The 21,556-nt window shown below is 53.4% G+C and carries 15 protein-coding genes; 4 read left to right on the top strand and 11 right to left on the bottom strand.

Annotated elements, in window-relative coordinates; genetic code table 11:
* Window positions 1-15: 15 nt before the first annotated feature.
* The 8 genes from lpxK to serC form a co-directional block, all read right to left on the bottom strand.
* Complete coding sequence (lpxK, locus tag ACZ3HG_RS15985) at window positions 16-996, bottom strand: tetraacyldisaccharide 4'-kinase (RefSeq protein WP_465333368.1); 981 nt, start codon at window positions 994-996, stop codon at window positions 16-18.
* Window positions 993-2,741, bottom strand: coding sequence for a lipid A ABC transporter ATP-binding protein/permease MsbA (gene msbA, locus ACZ3HG_RS15980; RefSeq protein ID WP_191933290.1), 1,749 nt, complete (start codon window positions 2,739-2,741; stop codon window positions 993-995). The genes lpxK and msbA overlap by 4 nt, the downstream gene beginning before the upstream one ends.
* A 44-nt stretch (window positions 2,742-2,785) precedes the next feature.
* Window positions 2,786-5,041 (bottom strand): ComEC family protein, encoded by a 2,256-nt coding sequence (locus ACZ3HG_RS15975; RefSeq protein WP_465333365.1) that lies wholly within the window; start codon window positions 5,039-5,041, stop codon window positions 2,786-2,788.
* A 218-nt stretch (window positions 5,042-5,259) separates the two neighbouring features.
* Window positions 5,260-5,547 (bottom strand): integration host factor subunit beta, encoded by a 288-nt coding sequence (ihfB, locus tag ACZ3HG_RS15970; protein ID WP_062743871.1) that lies wholly within the window; start codon window positions 5,545-5,547, stop codon window positions 5,260-5,262.
* Window positions 5,548-5,627: 80 nt separating this feature from the next.
* Window positions 5,628-7,304, bottom strand: a complete 1,677-nt coding sequence (gene rpsA / locus ACZ3HG_RS15965; protein ID WP_062743872.1) for a 30S ribosomal protein S1 — start codon at window positions 7,302-7,304, stop codon at window positions 5,628-5,630.
* Between the two features lie 153 nt (window positions 7,305-7,457).
* Window positions 7,458-8,141 (bottom strand): (d)CMP kinase, encoded by a 684-nt coding sequence (gene cmk, locus ACZ3HG_RS15960; protein ID WP_191933292.1) that lies wholly within the window; start codon window positions 8,139-8,141, stop codon window positions 7,458-7,460.
* Between the two features lie 148 nt (window positions 8,142-8,289).
* Window positions 8,290-9,576 (bottom strand): 3-phosphoshikimate 1-carboxyvinyltransferase, encoded by a 1,287-nt coding sequence (aroA, locus tag ACZ3HG_RS15955; RefSeq protein WP_191933293.1) that lies wholly within the window; start codon window positions 9,574-9,576, stop codon window positions 8,290-8,292.
* Window positions 9,577-9,665: 89 nt separating this feature from the next.
* A complete protein-coding gene (gene serC / locus ACZ3HG_RS15950; protein WP_191933294.1) occupies window positions 9,666-10,751 on the bottom strand; it encodes a 3-phosphoserine/phosphohydroxythreonine transaminase in 1,086 nt (361 codons plus the stop codon).
* A 309-nt stretch (window positions 10,752-11,060) separates the two neighbouring features.
* Here serC and ycaO point away from each other — a divergent pair, with 309 nt between their 5' ends.
* From ycaO to pflA, 4 genes are all read left to right on the top strand, one after another.
* Window positions 11,061-12,818, top strand: coding sequence for a 30S ribosomal protein S12 methylthiotransferase accessory factor YcaO (gene ycaO / locus ACZ3HG_RS15945; protein WP_465333361.1), 1,758 nt, complete (start codon window positions 11,061-11,063; stop codon window positions 12,816-12,818).
* Window positions 12,819-13,187: 369 nt separating this feature from the next.
* On the top strand, window positions 13,188-14,045 hold the full coding sequence (gene focA, locus ACZ3HG_RS15940; protein WP_191933296.1) for a formate transporter FocA: 858 nt from the start codon (window positions 13,188-13,190) through the stop codon (window positions 14,043-14,045).
* 89 nt (window positions 14,046-14,134) lie between these two features.
* Window positions 14,135-16,417, top strand: coding sequence for a formate C-acetyltransferase (gene pflB / locus ACZ3HG_RS15935; protein WP_191933297.1), 2,283 nt, complete (start codon window positions 14,135-14,137; stop codon window positions 16,415-16,417).
* 138 nt (window positions 16,418-16,555) lie between these two features.
* A complete protein-coding gene (gene pflA, locus ACZ3HG_RS15930; protein WP_062743878.1) occupies window positions 16,556-17,296 on the top strand; it encodes a pyruvate formate lyase 1-activating protein in 741 nt (246 codons plus the stop codon).
* An 84-nt stretch (window positions 17,297-17,380) separates the two neighbouring features.
* On the opposite strand, the gene ACZ3HG_RS15925 is transcribed toward pflA, so the two are convergent.
* The 3 genes from ACZ3HG_RS15925 to ACZ3HG_RS15915 all read right to left on the bottom strand — a co-directional run bounded on the left by ACZ3HG_RS15925 (window position 17,381) and on the right by ACZ3HG_RS15915 (window position 21,553).
* Window positions 17,381-18,532 carry an MFS transporter gene (locus ACZ3HG_RS15925; protein ID WP_191936449.1) on the bottom strand — a complete coding sequence of 384 codons (1,152 nt, stop codon included), beginning with the start codon at window positions 18,530-18,532 and terminating at the stop codon, window positions 17,381-17,383.
* Window positions 18,533-18,820: 288 nt separating this feature from the next.
* Window positions 18,821-20,113, bottom strand: a complete 1,293-nt coding sequence (serS, locus tag ACZ3HG_RS15920) for a serine--tRNA ligase (protein WP_191933299.1) — start codon at window positions 20,111-20,113, stop codon at window positions 18,821-18,823.
* A 96-nt stretch (window positions 20,114-20,209) separates the two neighbouring features.
* Window positions 20,210-21,553, bottom strand: a complete 1,344-nt coding sequence (locus ACZ3HG_RS15915; protein ID WP_191933300.1) for an AAA family ATPase — start codon at window positions 21,551-21,553, stop codon at window positions 20,210-20,212.
* Between the last annotated feature and the right edge of the window lie 3 nt (window positions 21,554-21,556).

The following is a 21,556-nucleotide window of genomic DNA, read 5'->3' as shown; positions in this document are numbered from 1 at the left end:
ACAGGCAGGCAGACATTAACGAGGGATTAATGCACTGATTTTGTTAAGCAACGCAGCGGACTGTTCTGAGGGAAGGACCGCATCGACCGGCAAATACCACCAGTGAGCGCTGGCAAAGGATTTTGCTTTTACCGCATCTTTTTCGGTCATCAGCAGGGTCTGTTCCGGCATCGTCAGGGTATTGAGCGTGTCGGCGCTGTAGTTCTGATGGTCAGCAAAAGCCACCTCTTTAGCGATCGCTACGCCCTGCTGACGCAGCGTGTTGAAAAAACGCGGCGGATGACCGATGCCCGCCATGGCGACAACGTTCTTCAGCTCACCCACTGCACGCTGCTCCCCGGTAAGCAAGTTCACAGCCAGACCCGGCACCAGACGCATCGCCAGTTCATTCTGCTGTGCCGTGCCACCGTTAACGATCACGGCAGTGACTTTTTTCAGACGAGCAGCGCGCTCCCGCATCGGGCCGGCGGGCAGCCACCAGCCATTACCAAAACGTCGTTCGCCGTCCACTACGACAATTTCAATATCACGGTCCAGCGCATAATGCTGCAGGCCATCATCTGTGATGATGACATCAATATCACCGCCGTTAACCAGAGCTTCGACGGCCAGACGGCGCTGCGGTGCTACAGCGACTGCCGCGCCGGTGCGCTGATAAATCAGTACCGGCTCGTCACCCGCTTCGCGGGTGGTAACGTCTGGGCCCAGCACCAGAGGATAACGTTCGGCTTTACCGCCGTAGCCCCGCGACACCACACCCACGCGAAATCCTCGCTGCTGCAGTGCCTGCACCAGCCAGATCACCACCGGCGTTTTGCCATTTCCTCCTGCAGTGAGATTGCCCACAATCACCACGGGAACCGTTGCACGCCACGCCTTGCGCCAGCCCCAACAGTAGGTCAGGCGCAGGAGGTTACTGACCAGCCCATAGAGCAGACTGAAGGGCAGCAACAGAAGATACAGCGCCGAGCGACCGCTCCAGATGCGTTCAATCATTGGCCAAATTGCATCTTATGCAGCTGTGCATAGACGCCGCGCTCAGCCAGTAACATCTCATGACTGCCACGCTCCACGATTTGGCCATCTTCAACCACCACAATCTCATCGGCCTTTTCAATGGTGGAAAGACGGTGCGCGATCACCAGAGATGTACGGTTTTTTTGCAGCTCATCCAGTGCAGACTGAATGGCACGCTCAGATTCGGTATCCAGTGCGGAGGTGGCTTCATCCAGGATCAGAACAGGGCTGTCGCGCAGCAGGGCGCGGGCAATAGCAATACGCTGACGCTGCCCCCCTGAAAGTAACACGCCATTTTCACCGATCATGGTATCCAGGCCATTTTCCATCTTGTTGATAAAGTCCATGGCATGGGCCATTGTCGCGGCTTTTTCTACTTCTTCGCGGCTGTATTTCTCATGGCGCGCATAAGCAATGTTGTTAGCTATCGTGTCGTTAAACAGGTGCACGTTCTGTGATACCAGTGCCACCTGGCTACGCAGCGATGCCAGCGTATAATCGCGCAGGTCGTGACCGTCCATCAGGATGTTTCCCTGCTGGATATCGTAAAAACGCGTCAGCAGACTTGCCAGGGTTGATTTACCCGACCCTGAGCGTCCAACCAGCGCCACGGTTTTACCCGCCGGGATAGCCAGATTAATGTTCTTCAGCGCAGGAATTTCGCGACCAGGATAGGTAAAGGTGACATCACGGAATTCAATATCCCCTTTGACACGCTCAACCGTGCGCTTACCGGTATCCACTTCCTGCTCACTGTCGAGGATAGAGAACAATGTCTGGCAGGCCGCCATACCGCGCTGGAACTGCGCATTGACGTTAGTCAGTGACTTTAGCGGGCGCATCAGGGCAATCATGGAGGAGAAGACCACGGTGATCGTCCCTGCAGTCAGGGTTTCCATCACGCTCGGGAAGCTTGCCGCGTAAAGGACAAAAGCCAGCGCCAGTGAGGCAATAAGCTGAATAATCGGGTCGGAGATAGAGGAAGCTGAAACCAGTTTCATGCCCTGCTGGCGCATGCGGTTACTGACCGCGTTAAAGCGCTTGCTCTCGATTTCCTGGCCACCAAAGATCAGCACTTCTTTATGCCCTTTCAGCATCTGTTCTGCGCTGGTTGTCACCTGTCCCATTGTGTTCTGCATATTTTTACTGATGTTGCGGAAACGCTTAGAGACGGTACGGATGGCGAACGACACAATAGGTGCCAGGACAATCAGGATAAGCGACAGCTGCCAGCTGTAGTAAAACATCAGAATAAACAGGCCAATGATGGAGGCACCTTCACGCACCACGGTCACCAGTGCGCCGGAGGAAGATGAGGCTACCTGTTCAGAATCATAGGTGATGCGCGACAGCAGCGTACCGGTGGATTGCTGATCAAAAAAAGCGACCGGCATGCCCATCATATGGCTGAACAGGCGACGACGCATACCCATGACCACATTACCGGACACCCAGGAGATACAGTAACTGGAGACATAGCTGGTCACGCCGCGAACTAACATCAGGCCCATAACCGCAAGCGGCATCCACAGGAGAACGGCGTTATTCGCTTTGCCAAAACCATCATCAAGTAAAGGCTTCAGCAGTGACAGCATGAGTGTATCGCCTGCCGCATTCAGAACCAGTGCGACGGCTGCCACAATCAATCCCGTCTTGTATGGCACGATCATAGGCCAGAGTCGACGGAAGGTCTGCCAGGTGGAGAGATCTTTATCCAGATGCATTATTTAACCAGCTTTGAATGAAATAGCCGCTTATTCTACCTGGATTACCTGACTACGCCAAACCACTGATGGTACCAACGGTTCATTATTTGTTCTCTTAATCCTTTTACTTGCCAGTAATCAACAAAAAAGTGGGCGCTAAGCTGGCCGGAAAGCGCCGTATCACGCCATTCAACACCGTATTCAGCATAGCGTTGAATAATTTTTCCGGCGGGCAGACGCCAGGCGCTGTAGCGCGCTGCGGAGGCCATCGCCACAGAAGCAGAGACGGCGCGCAGGAAGGGGGGCGATGAGGAAGTTTTGCTGCCGTGGTGCGGTACCTGAAGTAAATCGGCCCGCAGGCCGGCACGCTGTCCGGCAACCAGCTTTAACTCTGCGGGCGCTTCAATATCCCCGGTGAGCAGCACGCGCCATTTCCCATCAGTCACGGTCACCACGCAGGACTGATTATTCCCTTCCCGCACTTCTCCTGGCGGCGGCCAGAGGACCTTAAACTGGAGATCCTGCCATCGCCAGTGTACGCCTTTCCGGCAGGGTAAGTGCCCGGGGCGGGCGAGAGCGCTGCGCACGGTGGCGTCAGGAAACGCCCTCTGCATGCTTTCCAGACCGCCGGTGTGGTCTATATGCCCGTGGCTGAGAATAATACCGGTCACGTTTAACCCCTTCCAGGCAAGCCACGGCAGGATCTGGCTGCGTGCAAAATCGCCGCCGGGCCAGCGATTACCCGTGTCGTAAAGTATGGCTTCTCCGTGGCGGGAGATGACAACGGCCAGCCCGTGCCCGACGTCCAGCATATCAACCCGCCAGCGCGGGGAAGATGCCACCTCGCGCCAGCTGCACAGCACCAGCACCGCACTTAACAGAGTCACGGGAGAGGTGCGCCACCAGCCAAAACGCAGGGTTAACATCACCAGCCAGACTGACAGGCTGGCCGCAGCCATGGTGTGGTCAAGCGCGAACCAGCCGCGGGGGATATGCTGCAGGGGAATAAAGACCAGCGCCAGAGAATGGTTAACCCACTCCCACAGCACATGGTTGATCACGGGGATAGGATTCACAACCGTTGCCACCAGGATCAGTGGAACGGTAACGCAGGAAATCAGCGGTACGGCCCACAAGTTAGCCACCAGAGCACTCACACTGATGCCATGAAACAGCACGGCCTGAAGCGGCATCAGCAGTAATAACATCCCTGCCTGAAGATGCAGCAGACGCAGCAGCAACCAGCGTTTTTGCCGCGAAAAACGATGAGGCAGAGGAAAAAAATGATACCAGAGCAGCAGGCCAGCTACGGCCAGGGCTGAAAGCCAAAGACTGTCGGACAGCACGCTCAGCGGGTCAAAAAAAAGGATGATACCAATACACAGTGCCCATACCTGGCTGCCCTGACAGTTCATTCCCCGCAGGCGGATCCCGCTCCAGACCAGTAATGCCAGAACAGCCCGCAGCGCAGGTGGATTTCCCCCTGCAAGCCAGCAATAAGCCAGCGCGGCCAGTAACCCGCTGAATACAGGCAGACGGTAACCGATGCACCATGCCGGTAAACCGAACTGTACCATACGTGCCAGCAGCCAGCCGAAACTGGCAGCAAGCGCAATATGCATGCCGGATATCGCCATAAGGTGTGCGGTACCTGTTTCACGCAGCAGCTGACTGGTTTCGCGGTCGACCTCCGATCTGTCGCCAAAGGTCAGTGCTGAAATGAGCGCCTGCCGGCTGAGGTTTACCGTGTTTTTTTTCACGGCCGTCATCACTCTGTCACGCAGGCTACAGGTTGTGTCCATGACCCGCGCTGACAGCGCCCTTCCGGTCAGTGGGGTATGGTTCGCCAGGGCAAAGCGCTGACGATCAAAGCCCCCCTCATTTAGCTGCGCGTGAACCGGGCGCAGTGCTAATTGCATCTGCCAGCGTTGTCCGGCACAAAAAGCGGTCTCCTGCGGCTGGATCCGCAAACGGGCATACAGGGGGGGGAACAGGATCCGGTCCCGAAAGCGCAACAGGCGGACTGTGATTGTTTTACCGTCGGGGTGAACGGCTTCCACCCGTATATCTGTTTTTACCCGCGACTGCGTTAGCTGCTCAGCCTGGGCCAGCATGGTGCGCCCGACGCTGACAGCACTGATGAAAAGTACCAGAACCAGTGCCACGTACCTGGCAGCGCGCCAGCCGGACAGCGCCATTAGCAAAGCAACGCACAATGCGGCAAGGTCGAAGGCAGTGCCTGGCAGTTGGGGTAAAAAGCTTAGCGGCAGCGTCGCCGCTATCACACTCCATGACAGCCGGTTGACGGTCAGAACCATAGCACCTCCCTGTTGCAGTTATCACCAGTGTGCAGCAATCCGCATCAGGGTTCAGGGGGGTTGGAAAGGATCTGGATAATGTCACACAAACTATCGCTGCTGCGGCAACAGGCCAGCAGGCTTTTATGCGATATCCCTCAATCAGAGGAACTTTTTTCAGGCAAAAAAAAACGACACCGGAGTGTCGTTTTATCGATTCATCGCTATACCCTGAGGTATTAACCGCCGTAAATATTGGCGCGATCGCGCAGTTCTTTACCAGGCTTGAAGTGTGGAACGTATTTACCTTCCAACTCAACCTTGTCGCCCGTTTTCGGGTTACGCCCGGTACGAGGTGCACGATAATGCAAAGAGAAGCTGCCAAATCCCCGGATTTCGATACGCTCGCCGTCTGACAACGTCGTTGCCATATGCTCGAGCATCTCTTTTACCGCATCCTCAACGACTTTCGCCGGAATATGAGAGTGCTGGCCGGCAAGTCTTTCAATCAGTTCTGACTTGGTCATGTAACCTCCGGTTTATCCCTGTTAGGAAAAGTTCTGACAGTAACGACGGTACAGGGCAGCTTGCGCTGCCCTGAGAGCGATTACTCGCCTTTAGCTGCTTTGAAAGCTTCAGCCATTGCGCTAGAGAAGTTGCCTTCTTCCGGTTTAGTCGTATTAACCGTATTGATAGCTTCTTTCTCATCAGCCTGGTCTTTCGCACGAACAGACAGGCTAACAACGCGGTTTTTACGGTCTACACCGGTGAACTTAGCTTCAACATCGTCGCCAACGTTCAGAACCAGAGTTGCGTCTTCTACGCGGTCCAGCGATGCTTCAGAAGCACGCAGGTAGCCTTCAACGCCGTCTGCCAATTCAACTGTAGCACCTTTAGCGTCAACTGCAGTCACTTTACCGTTAACAATGGCACCTTTCTTGTTCAGAGAGATGTAGTTGTTGAACGGATCTTCTGCCAGCTGCTTAACGCCCAGGGAGATGCGCTCGCGCTCTGCGTCAACCTGCAGAACCACAGCAGCGATTTCGTCGCCTTTCTTGTATTCACGAACTGCTTCTTCTCCGGTAGCGTTCCAGGAGATGTCAGACAGGTGAACCAGGCCGTCGATGCCGCCGTCCAGGCCGATGAAGATACCGAAGTCAGTGATAGACTTGATTTTACCTTCAACACGGTCGCCCTTGTTGTGGGTTTCTGCGAACTGCTGCCATGGGTTGTTTTTGCACTGCTTCAGACCCAGGGAGATACGACGACGTTCTTCGTCGATGTCCAGAACCATAACTTCAACAACATCGCCCACGTTAACAACTTTAGATGGGTGAATGTTTTTGTTGGTCCAATCCATTTCAGAAACGTGTACCAGGCCTTCAACGCCTTCTTCGATTTCAACGAAGCAGCCGTAGTCGGTCAGGTTGGTTACACGACCAGTCAGCTTGGTGCCTTCTGGGTAACGTTTCGCGATAGCAACCCATGGATCTTCGCCCAGCTGCTTCAGACCCAGAGAAACACGGGTACGCTCGCGGTCGAATTTCAGCACTTTAACAGTGATTTCATCGCCAACATTCACGATTTCGCTTGGATGCTTAACGCGTTTCCATGCCATATCAGTAATGTGCAGCAGGCCGTCAACGCCGCCCAGATCAACGAATGCACCGTAGTCAGTAAGGTTCTTAACGATACCTTTAACTTCCATGCCTTCCTGCAGGTTTTCCAGCAGCTGATCGCGCTCTGCGCTGTTTTCGGATTCGATTACCGCACGACGTGAAACCACCACGTTGTTACGTTTCTGATCCAGCTTGATGACTTTGAACTCAAGCTCTTTGCCTTCCAGGTGCAGCGTATCGCGCACTGGACGTACATCTACCAGTGAACCTGGCAGGAACGCACGAATTCCGTTCAGCTCTACGGTGAAGCCGCCTTTCACTTTACCGTTGATAACACCGGTAACAGTTTCAGCTTCTTCGTAGGCTTTCTCCAGCGTGATCCATGCTTCGTGACGTTTAGCTTTTTCACGAGACAGCAGGGTTTCACCGAAGCCGTCTTCTACTGCATCCAGAGCAACGTCTACTTCGTCGCCAACCTGAATTTCCAGTTCGCCGGCTGCGTTCTTGAACTGCTCTGCAGGGATTGCAGACTCAGATTTCAGACCCGCATCAACCAGGACGACGTCTTTGTCGATAGAGACAACAACGCCACGAACGATGGAACCCGGACGGGTTTCGATTGTTTTTAAGGATTCTTCAAATAGTTCAGCAAAAGATTCAGTCATATTGATAATCTTCAGGATTCTTCAATTTAACGTCCACCTGACATCCTGCCGGGTGGGGTTGTTTCACATGCCCCATGACATCCATGTCACAGGGTTAGATAAATCGTTCTGTGAGCAAGGGCTCATACAGAGGTCATTAAGCGTAGCTTATTTTTAAGCCAGCGTGAGTTTTTCCCGCGCATAATTTAACGCAACTTCAATCACCTCTTCAATCGACATCGTCGTTGAATCAAGGACTAAAGCATCATCTGCCGGCACCAGAGGTGCGATGGCACGATTGCGATCACGCTCATCACGCTCTTTTATCTCAGATAAAAGGCGCTCAAAGTTAACACTAAAGCCCTTTTCCTGCAACTGTAGCATGCGGCGATGGGCACGCTCTTCAGAACTCGCATCCAGGAAAATTTTCACCGGCGCATCGGGGAAAACAACCGTTCCCATATCGCGGCCATCGGCAATTAAACCCGGGAAATCACGGAAAGCGCGCTGACGGCGCAATAAGGCTTCACGCACACGGGGGAACGCTGCCACTTTCGAGGCTGTATTACTGACGTCCTGAGTGCGGATTTCACTGGAGACATCTTCTCCCTCCAGGATCACTTCCATTTCGCCATTACTGGATACAAAACGAACATCAAGATGGGCAGCGATCGGCACCAGAGCCTCTTCTGAAGTGATATCCACCTGATGATGCAGCGCAGCCAGCGCCAGAACGCGATAAATTGCGCCGGAATCCAACAGGTGCCACTGCAACGACTCGGCCATCGCTTTGCACAAAGTGCCTTTCCCTGCACCACTTGGGCCATCAATGGTGATCACTGGGGCTATTGCCGTCATGTCGTTCTCCTGTCGGTGGGATGCCGGGGCAACCAGTGCCCGGGCAAATATCGACGCGCATTATACCCTTCACGCATGAAGCTGCAACTGCGTTGGTCGGTGCACCTTTGTGGCTGATTAGCGGTACACCTAACCAAACAGAGGCCCGCTACGCCAGCTGGCTGATACGACCCAGTTGTTCAAAATAGTCAGGGAACGTTTTGGCCGTGCATTTAGGATCAAGAATAGTCACTGGCGTGGAGGAAAGTGCCACCAGCGAGAAACACATCGCCATACGGTGGTCATTATAGGTGCCGATTTCAGCAAACTGGATCTGCGCTGGCGGTGTAATACGAATGAAGTCATGCCCTTCTTCAACTTCCGCGCCCACTTTGCGAAGCTCAGTGGCCATAGCCGCAAGACGATCCGTCTCTTTCACGCGCCAGTTATAGATATTACGCATCACCGTTGTGCCTTTCGCAAACAAGGCGGCCGTTGCAATGGTCATTGCCGCATCCGGGATATGGTTCATATCCAGGTCGATTGCGTTAAGTGTGCCACGCGTGCAGGCAATAAAATCATCGCCCCACTCCACGCTGGCACCCATTTTTTCCAGCACGTCGGCAAAACGAATATCACCCTGCATGCTGTTGCGTCCGATACCGGTCACTTTGACCGTACCGCCTTTAATCGCGGCAGCGGCGAGGAAATAAGAGGCAGACGACGCATCGCCTTCAACCAAATATTCACCCGGAGCCTGGTACTGCTGCTGGCCGCGGATGTGGAAGGCGCGATACTCTTCATTTTCTACCTGAACGCCAAAGGTTGCCATCAGGTTAAGCGTGATATCGATGTAGGGTTTTGAAACCAGATCACCTTTGATCACAATACGGGTATCACTTTCAGCTAAAGGCGCGGTCATCAGCAGTGCTGTCAGGAACTGGCTGGAAACGCTGCCGTCCACGGCTACTTCGCCCCCCCTGAATCCCCCTTTCAGGCGCAGCGGCGGATAGTCTGGCTGCTCAAGGTAATCGACCTCAGCGCCTCCCTGACGTAAGGCATCCACCAGGTGCCCGATGGGCCGCTCTTTCATGCGAGGTTCACCCGTCAGCACGATATCGTTCGCGCCCAGACACAGCGCCGCCGCCAGTGGACGCATGGCCGTGCCGGCATTACCGAGAAACAGTTCTATCGGACCTTCCGCCTTCAGTGCCCCCCCCTGACCGACAACTTCACACACCGTGCGGTCGTCAGACAGCGAAAAATGTACGCCCAGCGCCTGAAGCGCATTCAGCATGTGGCGGACATCATCACTGTCGAGCAGATTGGTCAGGCGGGTCGTGCCTTTTGCCAGCGCTGCCAGCAGCAGTGCACGGTTAGACACGCTCTTGGAACCGGGAAGGTTAACGGTACCGTCGACCAGGGCGATAGGTTGTAACGTCAGGGAATCCTGCATGTGAAACATATTCTCCAAAATAATTACGATGAAACCCCGCTGGGCGCGGGGTTTCAGATGCAAAGCTTACTGCATAGCGCAGATGTACCTTAGCCGTGACGACGTTCGAAGTCGACCATAAAGTCGGTCAGCGTCTTCACACCCTGCAGCGGCATAGCATTGTAAATCGAGGCACGCATCCCACCGACGACACGATGGCCTTTTAATGCATGTAAGCCCGCCGCAAAAGACTCTTCCAGGAATAGCTGATCCAATGAGGCATCCGCTAACTGGAAAGGCACATTCATACGAGAGCGGTTAGCCGCGGCTACATCATTACGGTAGAAGCTGCTGTTATCGATGGTGCCATACAGCAGGTCTGCTTTGGCCTGATTACGTTTATCCAGCTCGGCAACACCGCCCTGCTCTTTCAGCCACTTGAAGACCAGCCCGGAGAGATACCAGGCAAATGTCGGCGGCGTATTAAACATGGATTCGTTTTCGGCCAGCACCTTGTAGTCAAGAATGGAAGGCAGTTCTTTACGCGCCTGTCCCAGCAGGTCTTCACGCACCACGACCAGCGTGAGCCCCGCCGGTCCGATATTTTTCTGCGCACCGGCATACAGCACGCCGAAACGATTAACATCAATGGGGGAGGACAGAATGGTGGAGGAGAGATCCGCGACCACAACTTTGTCACCAAAGTCAGGCGTTTCCGGAATAGCGATACCGTCTATGGTCTCATTCGGGCAGTAATGAACGTAAGCGGCCTCATCAGACAGTGCCCACTGGCTCATTGGGGTAATGCCACGCAGCCCCTCAATGGTCGTTTTCGCATTAATGACGTTTGGCGTGCAGTATTTCTGCGCCTCTTTAACGGCGCTGGCAGCCCAATAGCCACCATCAATGTAATCCGCTGTCGTATGCTGGCCCAGCAGGTTCATCGGGATGGCTGCAAACTGCGCCCGCGCACCACCATGACAGAATAAAACTTTATAGTTAGAGGGAATTTTCAGCAGATCGCGAAAATCTTTTTCTGCCTCTTCGGCAACCTGAATAAACTCCTTACTACGGTGGCTGATCTCCATCACGGAGGTTCCCAGTCCCTGCCAGTTGCAGAGTTCCTGTTCAGCGCGACGAAGCACTTCTACCGGCAACATAGCCGGGCCTGAGCTAAAATTGAAAACCTGACTCATTTCCCCTCACCACTTTCAGATCAATCGGTTTTGATTCCTCTATCGGTTTTATCACTGCCACCTTCATGCTGCAATGATTTATCCGGGCAGCTGGCCAGTTTACTGCGACCTGCCGCAACAGCTTGTAGGGCAAATGCAAAAGCAGACGATATTTTGTGAGGCGTTTTCCCAATAGAAAAACAGACCGGTTCTCTTTTCGCTGAAAAATGGCATTCTTGCCATGATGAAATTAGCCGTGCCGGATAGCGATTCCGGCAGAAACCCCGTATCATTGCGCGCTTTCCGCACAATCAATCACGAGTGGACAAAATGACTCAAACTTATATACCAGGCAAAGACGCCGCGCTGGAAGTTTCCATCGCACGCTTTCAGCAAAAACTGCAGGATCTCGGCTTCAATATTGAAGAGGCCTCCTGGCTGAACCCGGTGCCAAATGTCTGGTCAGTCCATATTCGCGACCGCGACTGCCCGCTCTGTTTTACCAACGGTAAAGGTGCCAGTAAAAAAGCTGCTCTGGCCTCTGCGCTGGGCGAATACTTTGAACGCTTGTCTACTAACTATTTCTTTGCCGACTTCTGGCTGGGTGAGAAGATCGCCAAGGGCGATTTTGTCCATTACCCTAACGAGAAGTGGTTCCCGCTGCCGGAAGACGATCAGCTACCGGAGGGGATTCTTGATGCCCGCCTGTGTGAGTTCTATGACCCGGAAAATGAGGTCAGCGCCAGCGATCTGATTGATCTTCAGTCAGGCAACGCCGCACGCGGCATTTGTGGCCTGCCGTTTACCCGTCAGTCAGATCAGCAAACCGTTTATATCCCGATGAATATTATCGGTAACCTGTATGTGTCGAACGGGATGTCTGCCGGTAACACCGCTAACGAAGCGCGCGTTCAGGGGTTGTCTGAGGTATTTGAACGTTACATTAAAAACCGAATTATCGCGGAATCCATCAGCCTGCCGCTGATCCCGCAGGATGTATTAAACCGTTATCCGGGCGTTGTCGAGGCTATCGCTTCGCTGGAAGCAGAAGGGTTCCCTATCTTCTCCTATGATGCTTCCCTGGGCGGTAAATACCCGGTCATCTGCGTGGTGCTGTTTAACCCTGCCAATGGAACCTGTTTTGCTTCATTCGGTGCGCACCCTGATTTTGGCGTTGCCCTGGAGCGTACCGTCACAGAACTTCTGCAGGGCCGTGGCCTGAAAGATCTGGATGTCTTCACCCCACCCACCTTCGATGATGAAGAAGTCGCAGAACATGCCAACCTGGAAACACACTTTATCGACTCCAGCGGCCTGATCTCGTGGGATATGTTTAAAGACGATGCAGATTATCCCTTTGTGGACTGGAGCTTCAAAGGCAGTACAGAAGAAGAGTTTGCCACTCTGATGGCGATCTTCAACGCTGAAGAGCAGGAAGTTTATATCGCCGACTACGAGCACCTGGACGTTTATGCGTGCCGCATTATCGTTCCCGGCATGTCAGATATCTATCCGGCCGAAGATTTGCTGCTGGCCAACAACAGCATGGGTGCCTATCTGCGTGATACGCTGCTCAGTCTGCCAGAAAGCCGTTGGGAAAAAGCAGACTATCTTTCTCTGCTGGAGCAGTTAGATGAAGATGGCCATGACGATTTCACCCGCGTACGTGAGCTTCTGGGTCTGGCGACGGGTAAAGATAACGGCTGGTACACACTGCGTATCGGTGAGCTGAAAGCGATGCTGGCGCTGGCCGCAGGCGACCTGGAGCAGGCATTGATCTGGACAGAATGGACAATGGAGTTTAACCAGTCAATCTTTAGTGCGGAGCGTGCCAACTACTATCGCTGCCTGCAAACGCTGCTGTTACTGAGCCAGGAAGAAGGCCGCGATCCCCTTCAGTATCATACGGCGTTTGTACGCATGTATGGTCAGGAAGCCGTAGACAATGCTTCTGCGGCAATCAGCGGTGAAGCACCTTTCTATGGTTTGCAGAGCGTTGACAGCGATCTTAACGCGTTCCCTGCGCATCAGTCTTTGCTGGCGGCTTATGAAAAACTGCAGGCGGCTAAACGTCTGTACTGGAAATAATGCTGCGAGAAAAATGACACCGTATCGCTGTGTCATTTCAGATTAATTTTTATTTATTTCTGCCATATCATTCGCGGCAGGTTAAAAAAAGGTAACGGCGCAGGCTGTTACCTTTTTTATTGTCACAATTACGCTATATTTACTGTGATATGTTCACGCTTCACTTTATTTCTATTGTGTGAGAATCAAATATTTTTTTAATTATTAAAAAAGTTTTACATGATTAAAAACAGCAAGTTACGCATATTAACCTTATTAAAAACAAGTCATTGGCAGCTACTTTGCCGGGCCTGTATGATCCACGTCAATTTCTCTCCTATACTCGTTTGCTAGACTTTCCTTGCCGACTACTTTTGAGAGGACGTTAGTGTGAAAGCTGGCAACCCCTTTGATCTGTTATTACCATCCGAAATGGCAAAAGTTGCCGAAGACGCTGGCGTTTATAAAGCGACAAAACATCCCTTCACCACCTTCTTTCTGGCGATAACCGCTGGGGTATTTATCTCCATCGCTTTTGCTTTCTATATTACGGCAACGACAGGCACCGCAGCCGTTCCCTGGGGACTGGCCAAACTGGTAGGTGGCATCTGCTTTTCACTAGGGCTGATGCTTGTGGTCGTGTGTGGTGCGGACCTTTTCACCTCTACCGTTCTCACCGTCGTGGCTAAAGCCAGCGGTCGCATCAGTTGGTTACAGCTCGCCCGCAACTGGATCATCGTTTATATCGGGAATTTTATCGGCGCTATCTTCTTTGTCGCACTGATCTGGTTTGCCGGACAATACATGGTGGCCAACGGAGCCTGGGGGCTGAATGTCCTGCAAACCGCGGACCATAAGATGCACCATACTTTTATTGAAGCCGTCTGCCTTGGCATCCTGGCGAACCTGATGGTATGCATGGCCGTGTGGATGAGCTACTCCGGACGCAGCCTGCTGGACAAAATGTTTGCCATGGTACTGCCTGTCGCCATGTTTGTGGCCAGCGGTTTTGAGCACAGCATCGCCAACATGTTTCTGGTCCCCATGGCCATTATTATCAAAGATTTCGCCACACCCGAATTCTGGCAGGCAACCGGAGCGAGTGCGGACCAGTTTACACACCTGACCGTAAGCCACTTTATTACCGATAACCTTATCCCGGTGACGCTGGGCAACATTATCGGTGGCGGGTTACTGGTGGGCTTGACGTATTGGGTGATTTATCTGCGTGATGGCGACCATCACTGACAGGCCCATGAACAGATTCTTGCAACTGTCGGTGTGATGTCACCCGGCGGGAACGTACAACGAACTTCACGTTATAAGGTAGGTATCAAATGACCGAGCTTAATCAAAAAATGGCGACAGCCTGGGAAAGCTTTGCACAGGGTGAATGGCAGACCAGCATCAACGTCCGTGACTTCATCCAGAAAAACTACACACCGTATGAAGGCGACGAAGCGTTCCTGGCCGGCGCCACCGAGGCAACGACGGCTCTGTGGGATACCGTCATGGAAGGCATCAAACAGGAAAACCGCACCCATGCGCCTGTTGATTTTGATACCGATCTGCCATCAACCATCACCTCTCATGACGCAGGCTATATTAATAAAAGCCTGGAAAAAATTGTCGGCCTGCAAACCGAAGCCCCCTTAAAACGTGCCCTGATTCCGTTCGGTGGCATCAAAATGGTCGAAGGCTCCTGCAAAGTCTATGGCCGTGAACTCGACCCGACAGTGAAAAAAATCTTCACCGAATACCGCAAAACCCATAATCAGGGTGTATTCGATGTCTATACCCCCGATATTCTGCGCTGCCGTAAGTCAGGCGTACTGACCGGTCTGCCAGATGCGTATGGCCGTGGTCGTATCATTGGGGACTATCGTCGCGTCGCGCTGTACGGTATCGATGCGCTGATGAAAGACAAATTTGCTCAGTTCACCTCTCTGCAGAGCGACATGGAAAATGGCGTTAACCTCGAAGCCACTATCCGCCTGCGCGAAGAGATTGCCGATCAACATCACGCTCTGCAGCAGATTAAAGATATGGCGGCGAAATATGGCTGTGATATCTCTGGCCCGGCAACCAGTGCTAAAGAAGCCGTTCAGTGGACCTACTTCGGTTACCTGGCTGCGGTGAAATCACAGAATGGCGCAGCGATGTCCTTTGGACGCGTGTCGACCTTCCTGGATATCTATTTTGAACGCGACCTGAAGGCGGGCAAAATCACCGAACTGGAAGCACAGGAACTGATTGACCACTTGGTGATGAAGCTGCGCATGGTGCGCTTCCTGCGTACGCCAGAATATGATGAGCTGTTCTCTGGTGACCCAATCTGGGCAACCGAATCCCTTGCTGGTATGGGCGTTGACGGCCGGACCATGGTGACTAAAAACACCTTCCGCTTCCTGAACACGCTCTACACCATGGGTCCTTCACCAGAGCCTAACATGACTATCCTGTGGTCAGAAAAACTGCCACTGAACTTCAAAAAATACGCAGCCAAAGTGTCTATCGACACCTCATCTCTGCAGTATGAAAATGATGATCTGATGCGTCCTGACTTCAACAATGATGACTACGCCATCGCCTGTTGTGTCAGCCCGATGATCGTCGGCAAACAGATGCAGTTCTTCGGTGCCCGTGCTAACCTGGCTAAAACCATGCTGTATGCCATCAACGGCGGCGTGGATGAAAAAATGAAAATGCAGGTTGGCCCGAAAGAAGCGCCAATGATGGATGAAGTGCTGGATTACGATAAAGTGATGGACCGTATGGATCACTTTATGGACTGGCTGGCCAAACAGTATGTGACCGCGCTGAACGTTATCCACTACATGCATGACAAGTATAGCTATGAAGCCTCGCTGATGGCACTGCATGACCGTGACGTTTACCGTACAATGGCCTGTGGTATCGCGGGCCTGTCGGTGGCGGCTGACTCACTGTCTGCAATCAAATATGCAAAAGTGTCGACCATTCGTGATGAAGATGGTCTGGCCGTTGACTTCAAAATCGAAGGCGAATACCCGCAGTTTGGTAATAACGATTCACGCGTTGATGATATTGCCTGCGACCTGGTTGAACGTTTCATGAAGAAAATTCAGAAGCTGCAGACCTACCGTAACGCGGTACCAACTCAGTCTGTTCTGACCATTACCTCTAACGTGGTGTATGGCAAGAAAACCGGTAACACCCCGGATGGCCGTCGCGCTGGCGCACCGTTTGGACCAGGTGCTAACCCAATGCACGGTCGTGACCAGAAAGGTGCCGTTGCCTCACTCACCTCCGTGGCTAAACTGCCGTTTGCTTACGCAAAAGATGGTATCTCATACACCTTCTCTATCGTGCCAAACGCGCTAGGTAAAAACGATGATGTGCGTAAAACCAACCTTGCCGGTCTGATGGATGGTTACTTCCATCATGAGGCCAGCATCGAAGGCGGCCAGCACCTGAACGTCAACGTGATGAACCGCGAAATGCTGCTGGAAGCGATGGAAGATCCGGAAAAATATCCGCAGCTGACCATTCGCGTCTCTGGCTACGCCGTTCGCTTTAACTCGCTGACTAAAGAGCAGCAACAGGACGTGATTACACGTACCTTTACGCAAAGCATGTAATACAGTCAGTGCATTGTGCAGGCTTCCTCCGGGGAGCCTGCCTGCCACCAGCCGGTTTTGTCAGTTGTCTGATTCGGATCACTGCCAAAACAGACTTAACACAGCTAAAGACTGTGTCACCGTGGAGAACTCATCGCAATGTCAGTAACCGGTCGCATCCACTCTTTTGAATCCTGCGGGACCGTTGACGGCCCCGGCATCCGTTTTATCACCTTCTTCCAGGGCTGCCTGATGCGCTGCCTGTATTGCCATAACCGTGATACCTGGGATACTCACGGCGGCAAAGAAATCACCGTTGAAGAATTAATGAAGGACGTTGTCTCCTATCGCCATTTTATGAATGCCTCGGGAGGCGGTGTAACGGCTTCCGGCGGTGAGGCGATCCTTCAGGCAGAATTCGTCCGTGACTGGTTCCGCGCCTGTCAGGCGGAAGGCATTAATACCTGTCTTGATACCAATGGCTTTGTGCGCCGCTACGATCCGGTTATCGACGAGCTACTGGACGTCACTGACCTGGTGATGCTCGACCTGAAACAGATTAATGATGACGTCCATCAGATTCTGGTCGGTGTCTCTAATCACCGTACCCTTGATTTTGCCCGCTATCTTGCCAAACGCGGGATCCGTACCTGGATCCGCTACGTGGTCGTGCCCGGCTATTCTGATGATGATGAATCAGCGCACCGCCTGGGTGAGTTCACTCGCGATATGGGTAACGTGGAGAAGATTGAACTGCTGCCCTATCATGAGTTGGGCAAGCATAAGTGGATCGCAATGGGCGAGGAGTACAAGCTGGACGGTGTTCATCCACCAAAAGCAGAAACAATGGAGCGGGTAAAACATATTCTGGAAGGTTACGGCCATCACGTAATGTACTAATGGTCAGCCCTCCTTTACCCCACTGATGCCGATCGATTCTGCACCGCAGAGGCTGACCTTCTTTCCCGGTCAGCCTTTTTTCATTTACGCGTGCGCCACCGGTGTTGCGTGATGATCGGCTTTACGCAGTAGCATCACCAGATAGATCAGCGCCACTCCGGCAATCATTACGAACAACAACCGGTCTGAATAGTTCTGCATCAGCATCGAGGTCATGGTCGGGCCCACCAGGCTGCCAACGGTATAGCTCAGTAACAGCGCCTGGTTCATTGCCACCAGTTCGTGATGAGCCACCGTTTCACAGGCCCAGGACATAGCCACCGGGTAAAGAGTGAAACCGGCGCAGCCGAGGATGAACAGCGCCGGAGCCATGGCAGCATTACTTAACATTGCCAGTGCACCGAGGATCACCACAAACACCTGAACACGCAGAACCAGCAGCCGGCCATAACGATCCGCAAGTCGCCCTATCGGCCACTGACCGATAATCCCCGCACTGACCAGCAGCGCCATCCAGTAGCCCACCGTTGAGTCACTCATCCCCTGATGGGAGAGATACAGCGGCATCAGGCCATACAATGAACCCAGTACAATCCCGGAAATAATGCAGCCGTTGATGCCCAGGCGGGCATTACGACGGCGCAGCATCGGCCACATACGCCCTGGCGGGGTCTCTTCGTCTTCCTGGCTTGCCGTGACGCGGCAGAAGACAAGCGGCAGGACTGCCGCCAGAATAATGCTGCTGACCCACGGCAGGACATGCATCAGTTCGGTGGAGACTTTACTTACCAGCAGCTGGCCAATGACCGTGCCAATATAATAGACGATCATATAGGCTGCCAGCAGCCGCCCGCGGTTGCGCAGGGTGCCGTTGCATAGCAAGGCACTTTCCACTACCACCCAGATCAGAGCGCAGCCAATACCCGCCACAAAACGCCAGAGCGTCCATGACCAGAACCCCGTCCCCAGCGCAAGGGCTACCGTCGCCAGGGCAAATACCAGTGAGGCCAGATAATAACTGCGATTAAACCCGTAGCGCTTGATGACCCATCCGGCCAGTAACGTTCCCAGCAGATTGCCACAATAGTACGAGGAGCTGACCATACCAACCTGCCAGGTCGGCAGCGCATCATGCGTCAGCCAGAGCGGCACCAGTGTATTCAGCACGGCAATAGAAACCGTGAGCAGCAGTAAGCCGCACAGCAGCACCAGAACGGGACGTGACCAGGTGGACATAGTATTGGAGAACCGAAACGAGGAAGATTTTGCGCGCATCATGCCACTGCGCAAGCATTTGGAAAAGCACAATAAATCGTGATGCGCACGATTTGCAGAACACCGATTTAATATTTTTATCTACGAAGGGTTAGCTCTGACGGGCAACGGCTTCGGTGGGGTATTATCTCGTTGAATTTATTCATTACTGCTAAGCTGGTCTCTGCAACATCCATCATATTTTTTGTTCGAACTCAGACGTAAAAAAACCCGCCGGCGGCGGGTTTCCTCTGGTACGGTATATCGGGCTTAGCCAATAGAGGTCAGGCCTTTCATATACGGACGCAGGACTTCCGGCACTTCAATGCGCCCGTCTGCCTGCTGATAGTTTTCCAGTACCGCCACCAGCGTGCGGCCAACGGCCAGGCCAGAACCGTTCAGCGTGTGAACCAGGCGCGTAGCCTTTTCACCGCGAGGACGACAGCGGGCTTTCATGCGGCGCGCCTGGAAATCGCCCATATTGGAACAGGACGAGATCTCACGGTAAGTATCCTGAGCTGGCAACCATACTTCCAGATCGTACGTTTTGTGCGAACCAAAGCCCATGTCTCCGGTACACAGCAGCACCTTACGATAAGGCAGGTTCAGCAGTTGCAGCACTTTCTCTGCGTGGCCCACCAGCTCTTCAAGCGCATCCATTGAATCTTCCGGGCGCGTGATATGCACCATTTCAACTTTGTCGAACTGGTGCATGCGGATCAGGCCGCGCGTATCACGACCATAGGCCCCGGCTTCTGAGCGGAAACAGGGGGTATGGGCGGTCATTTTGATCGGCAGAGACTCTTCTTCCAGAATCTCGTCGCGCACCAGGTTGGTCAGCGGAACTTCCGACGTCGGGATCAGCGCATAGTTGCTGCTGGATGCTTCTTCTTCCAGCGGGCGCGTATGGAACAGATCTTCACCAAACTTCGGCAGCTGGCCGGTACCGTACAGGCTGGCATGGTTTACCAGGTAAGGCACGTAGGTTTCCTGATAGCCATGCTGTTCGGTATGCAGATCGAGCATGAACTGGCTCAGTGCGCGATGCATCAGCGCAATCTGACCACGCATAACGATAAAGCGGGAACCGGTCAGCTTCACCGCAGCCGCAAAATCCAGTCCGGCAGCCATTTCGCCAAGCTCAACGTGATCACGCACGGCAAAATCAAATTTGCGCGGTTCACCCCAGCGGCTGATTTCCTGGTTTTCACTGTCATCTTTGCCCAGTGGAACCCCTTCAGCAGGGATGTTAGGGATAGCCATTGAAAAGTCGTTGATGCTGGTCAGCAGAGCATCCAGCTCTGCCTTTGCAGCGTCCAGGCGTTCGCCCAGAACATTCACTTCCTGACGCAATGGCTCGATATCTTCCCCACGTGCTTTGGCCTGCCCGATGGATTTGGAACGCGAGTTACGCTCTGCCTGCAGGTTTTCAGTTTCTACCTGCAATACTTTACGACGCTCTTCGTGTGCGCGCAGCGTATCAACGTCCAGCTTATAGCCACGGCGTGCCAGTTTTTCAGCGACTGCGTCTGGCTCAGTACGCAGTAGATTGGGATCGAGCATGCTTGTCCTGTGATGATTGATTGAGTGTAAAAAGAAGGGACGCACCGGTATGCCGGATGCGTTGAATTCATTGCTAACCTTACCGCAACGTCCGTGTCAGCGGTAGCGTTTTGTCGGGCTATTTTGATCCTGTTCATGCAACCAGGACAGCTTTTCGCCAATCTTGCCCTCCAGCCCGCGCGAGGTCGGCTGGTAATAACGCGTTTGCGCCATTTGTGGAGGAAAATAGTCCTCTCCGGCGGCATAAGCATGGGGTTCATCATGGGCATAGCGATATTCAGCACCCAGCCCCATCTCTTTCATCAGTTTGGTTGGCGCATTGCGCAGATGTTCAGGGACATCATAATCCGGACTGTCGCGGGCATCACGCATGGCCGCTTTAAAGGCGGTATAGACCGCATTGCTTTTCGGCGCGCAGGCAAGATAAACGATCGCCTGAGCGATAGCCCGTTCACCTTCTGCCGGCCCTACGCGGGTAAAGCAGTCCCACGCGGCAATCGCCACCTGCATTCCACGGGGATCGGCATTGCCGACGTCTTCCGAGGCAATCGCCAGCAAGCGCCTTGCCACATAAAGCGGGTCTCCACCGGCGGTAATAATGCGCGCATACCAGTACAGGGCGGCGTCCGGCGACGACCCCCGTACCGACTTGTGCAGCGCGGAGATCAGGTCATAGAAGCGATCGCCCTTATTATCGAAGCGTGCGCTGCGCTCACCCGAAACTTCATTCAGCAACTGCGGCGTAAGCTCACGTTTGGCTTTGCTGTTCACCTCCGCCATGTCCGCCATCATTTCCAGCGTATTCAGCGCACGGCGCGCATCACCGTTGACCAGTTCGGCGATCATATTGCGGGTATTATCAGGCAACACGATATTGTCGTTACCGTATCCCCGCTCGCTGTCGTTCATCGCCTGATCGAGAACGGCCGCAATGTCTTCACTGGTCAGGGACTTCAGTAAATAGACCCGCGCACGTGATAACAGTGCAGAGTTAAGTTCAAAAGAAGGGTTTTCGGTTGTAGCACCGATAAAAGTGATGGTGCCATCTTCAATATGGGGCAGAAAGGCATCCTGCTGGCTTTTATTGAAGCGGTGGACTTCATCGACAAAAAGGATGGTGCGACGACCCGCGTTACGATTTTGCCTCGCGCGCTCGATCGCCTCACGGATCTCTTTTACCCCGGAGGTGACGGCGGAAATACGTTCGACGTCGGCCTGGCCATAGTGACCAATAATCTCTGCCAGCGTCGTTTTTCCCGTCCCTGGCGGACCCCATAAAATCATCGAATGCAGATGTCCTGCCTCAATCGCTCTCGGCAGGGGTTTACCGGCTGCGAGCAAATGTTGCTGGCCGATATACTCAGCCAGCGTGCGTGGCCGCATACGCGCGGCCAGAGGCTGGAATTCATTACGGGAAAAGTCGAGGGACAGGTTACTCACGCA

The sequence above is a fragment of the Erwinia sp. PME.40.26/001 genome (assembly GCF_055556675.1).
Note: the sequence above shows the minus strand (reverse complement) of the source record. Positions and strands in the feature narration are given on the sequence as shown.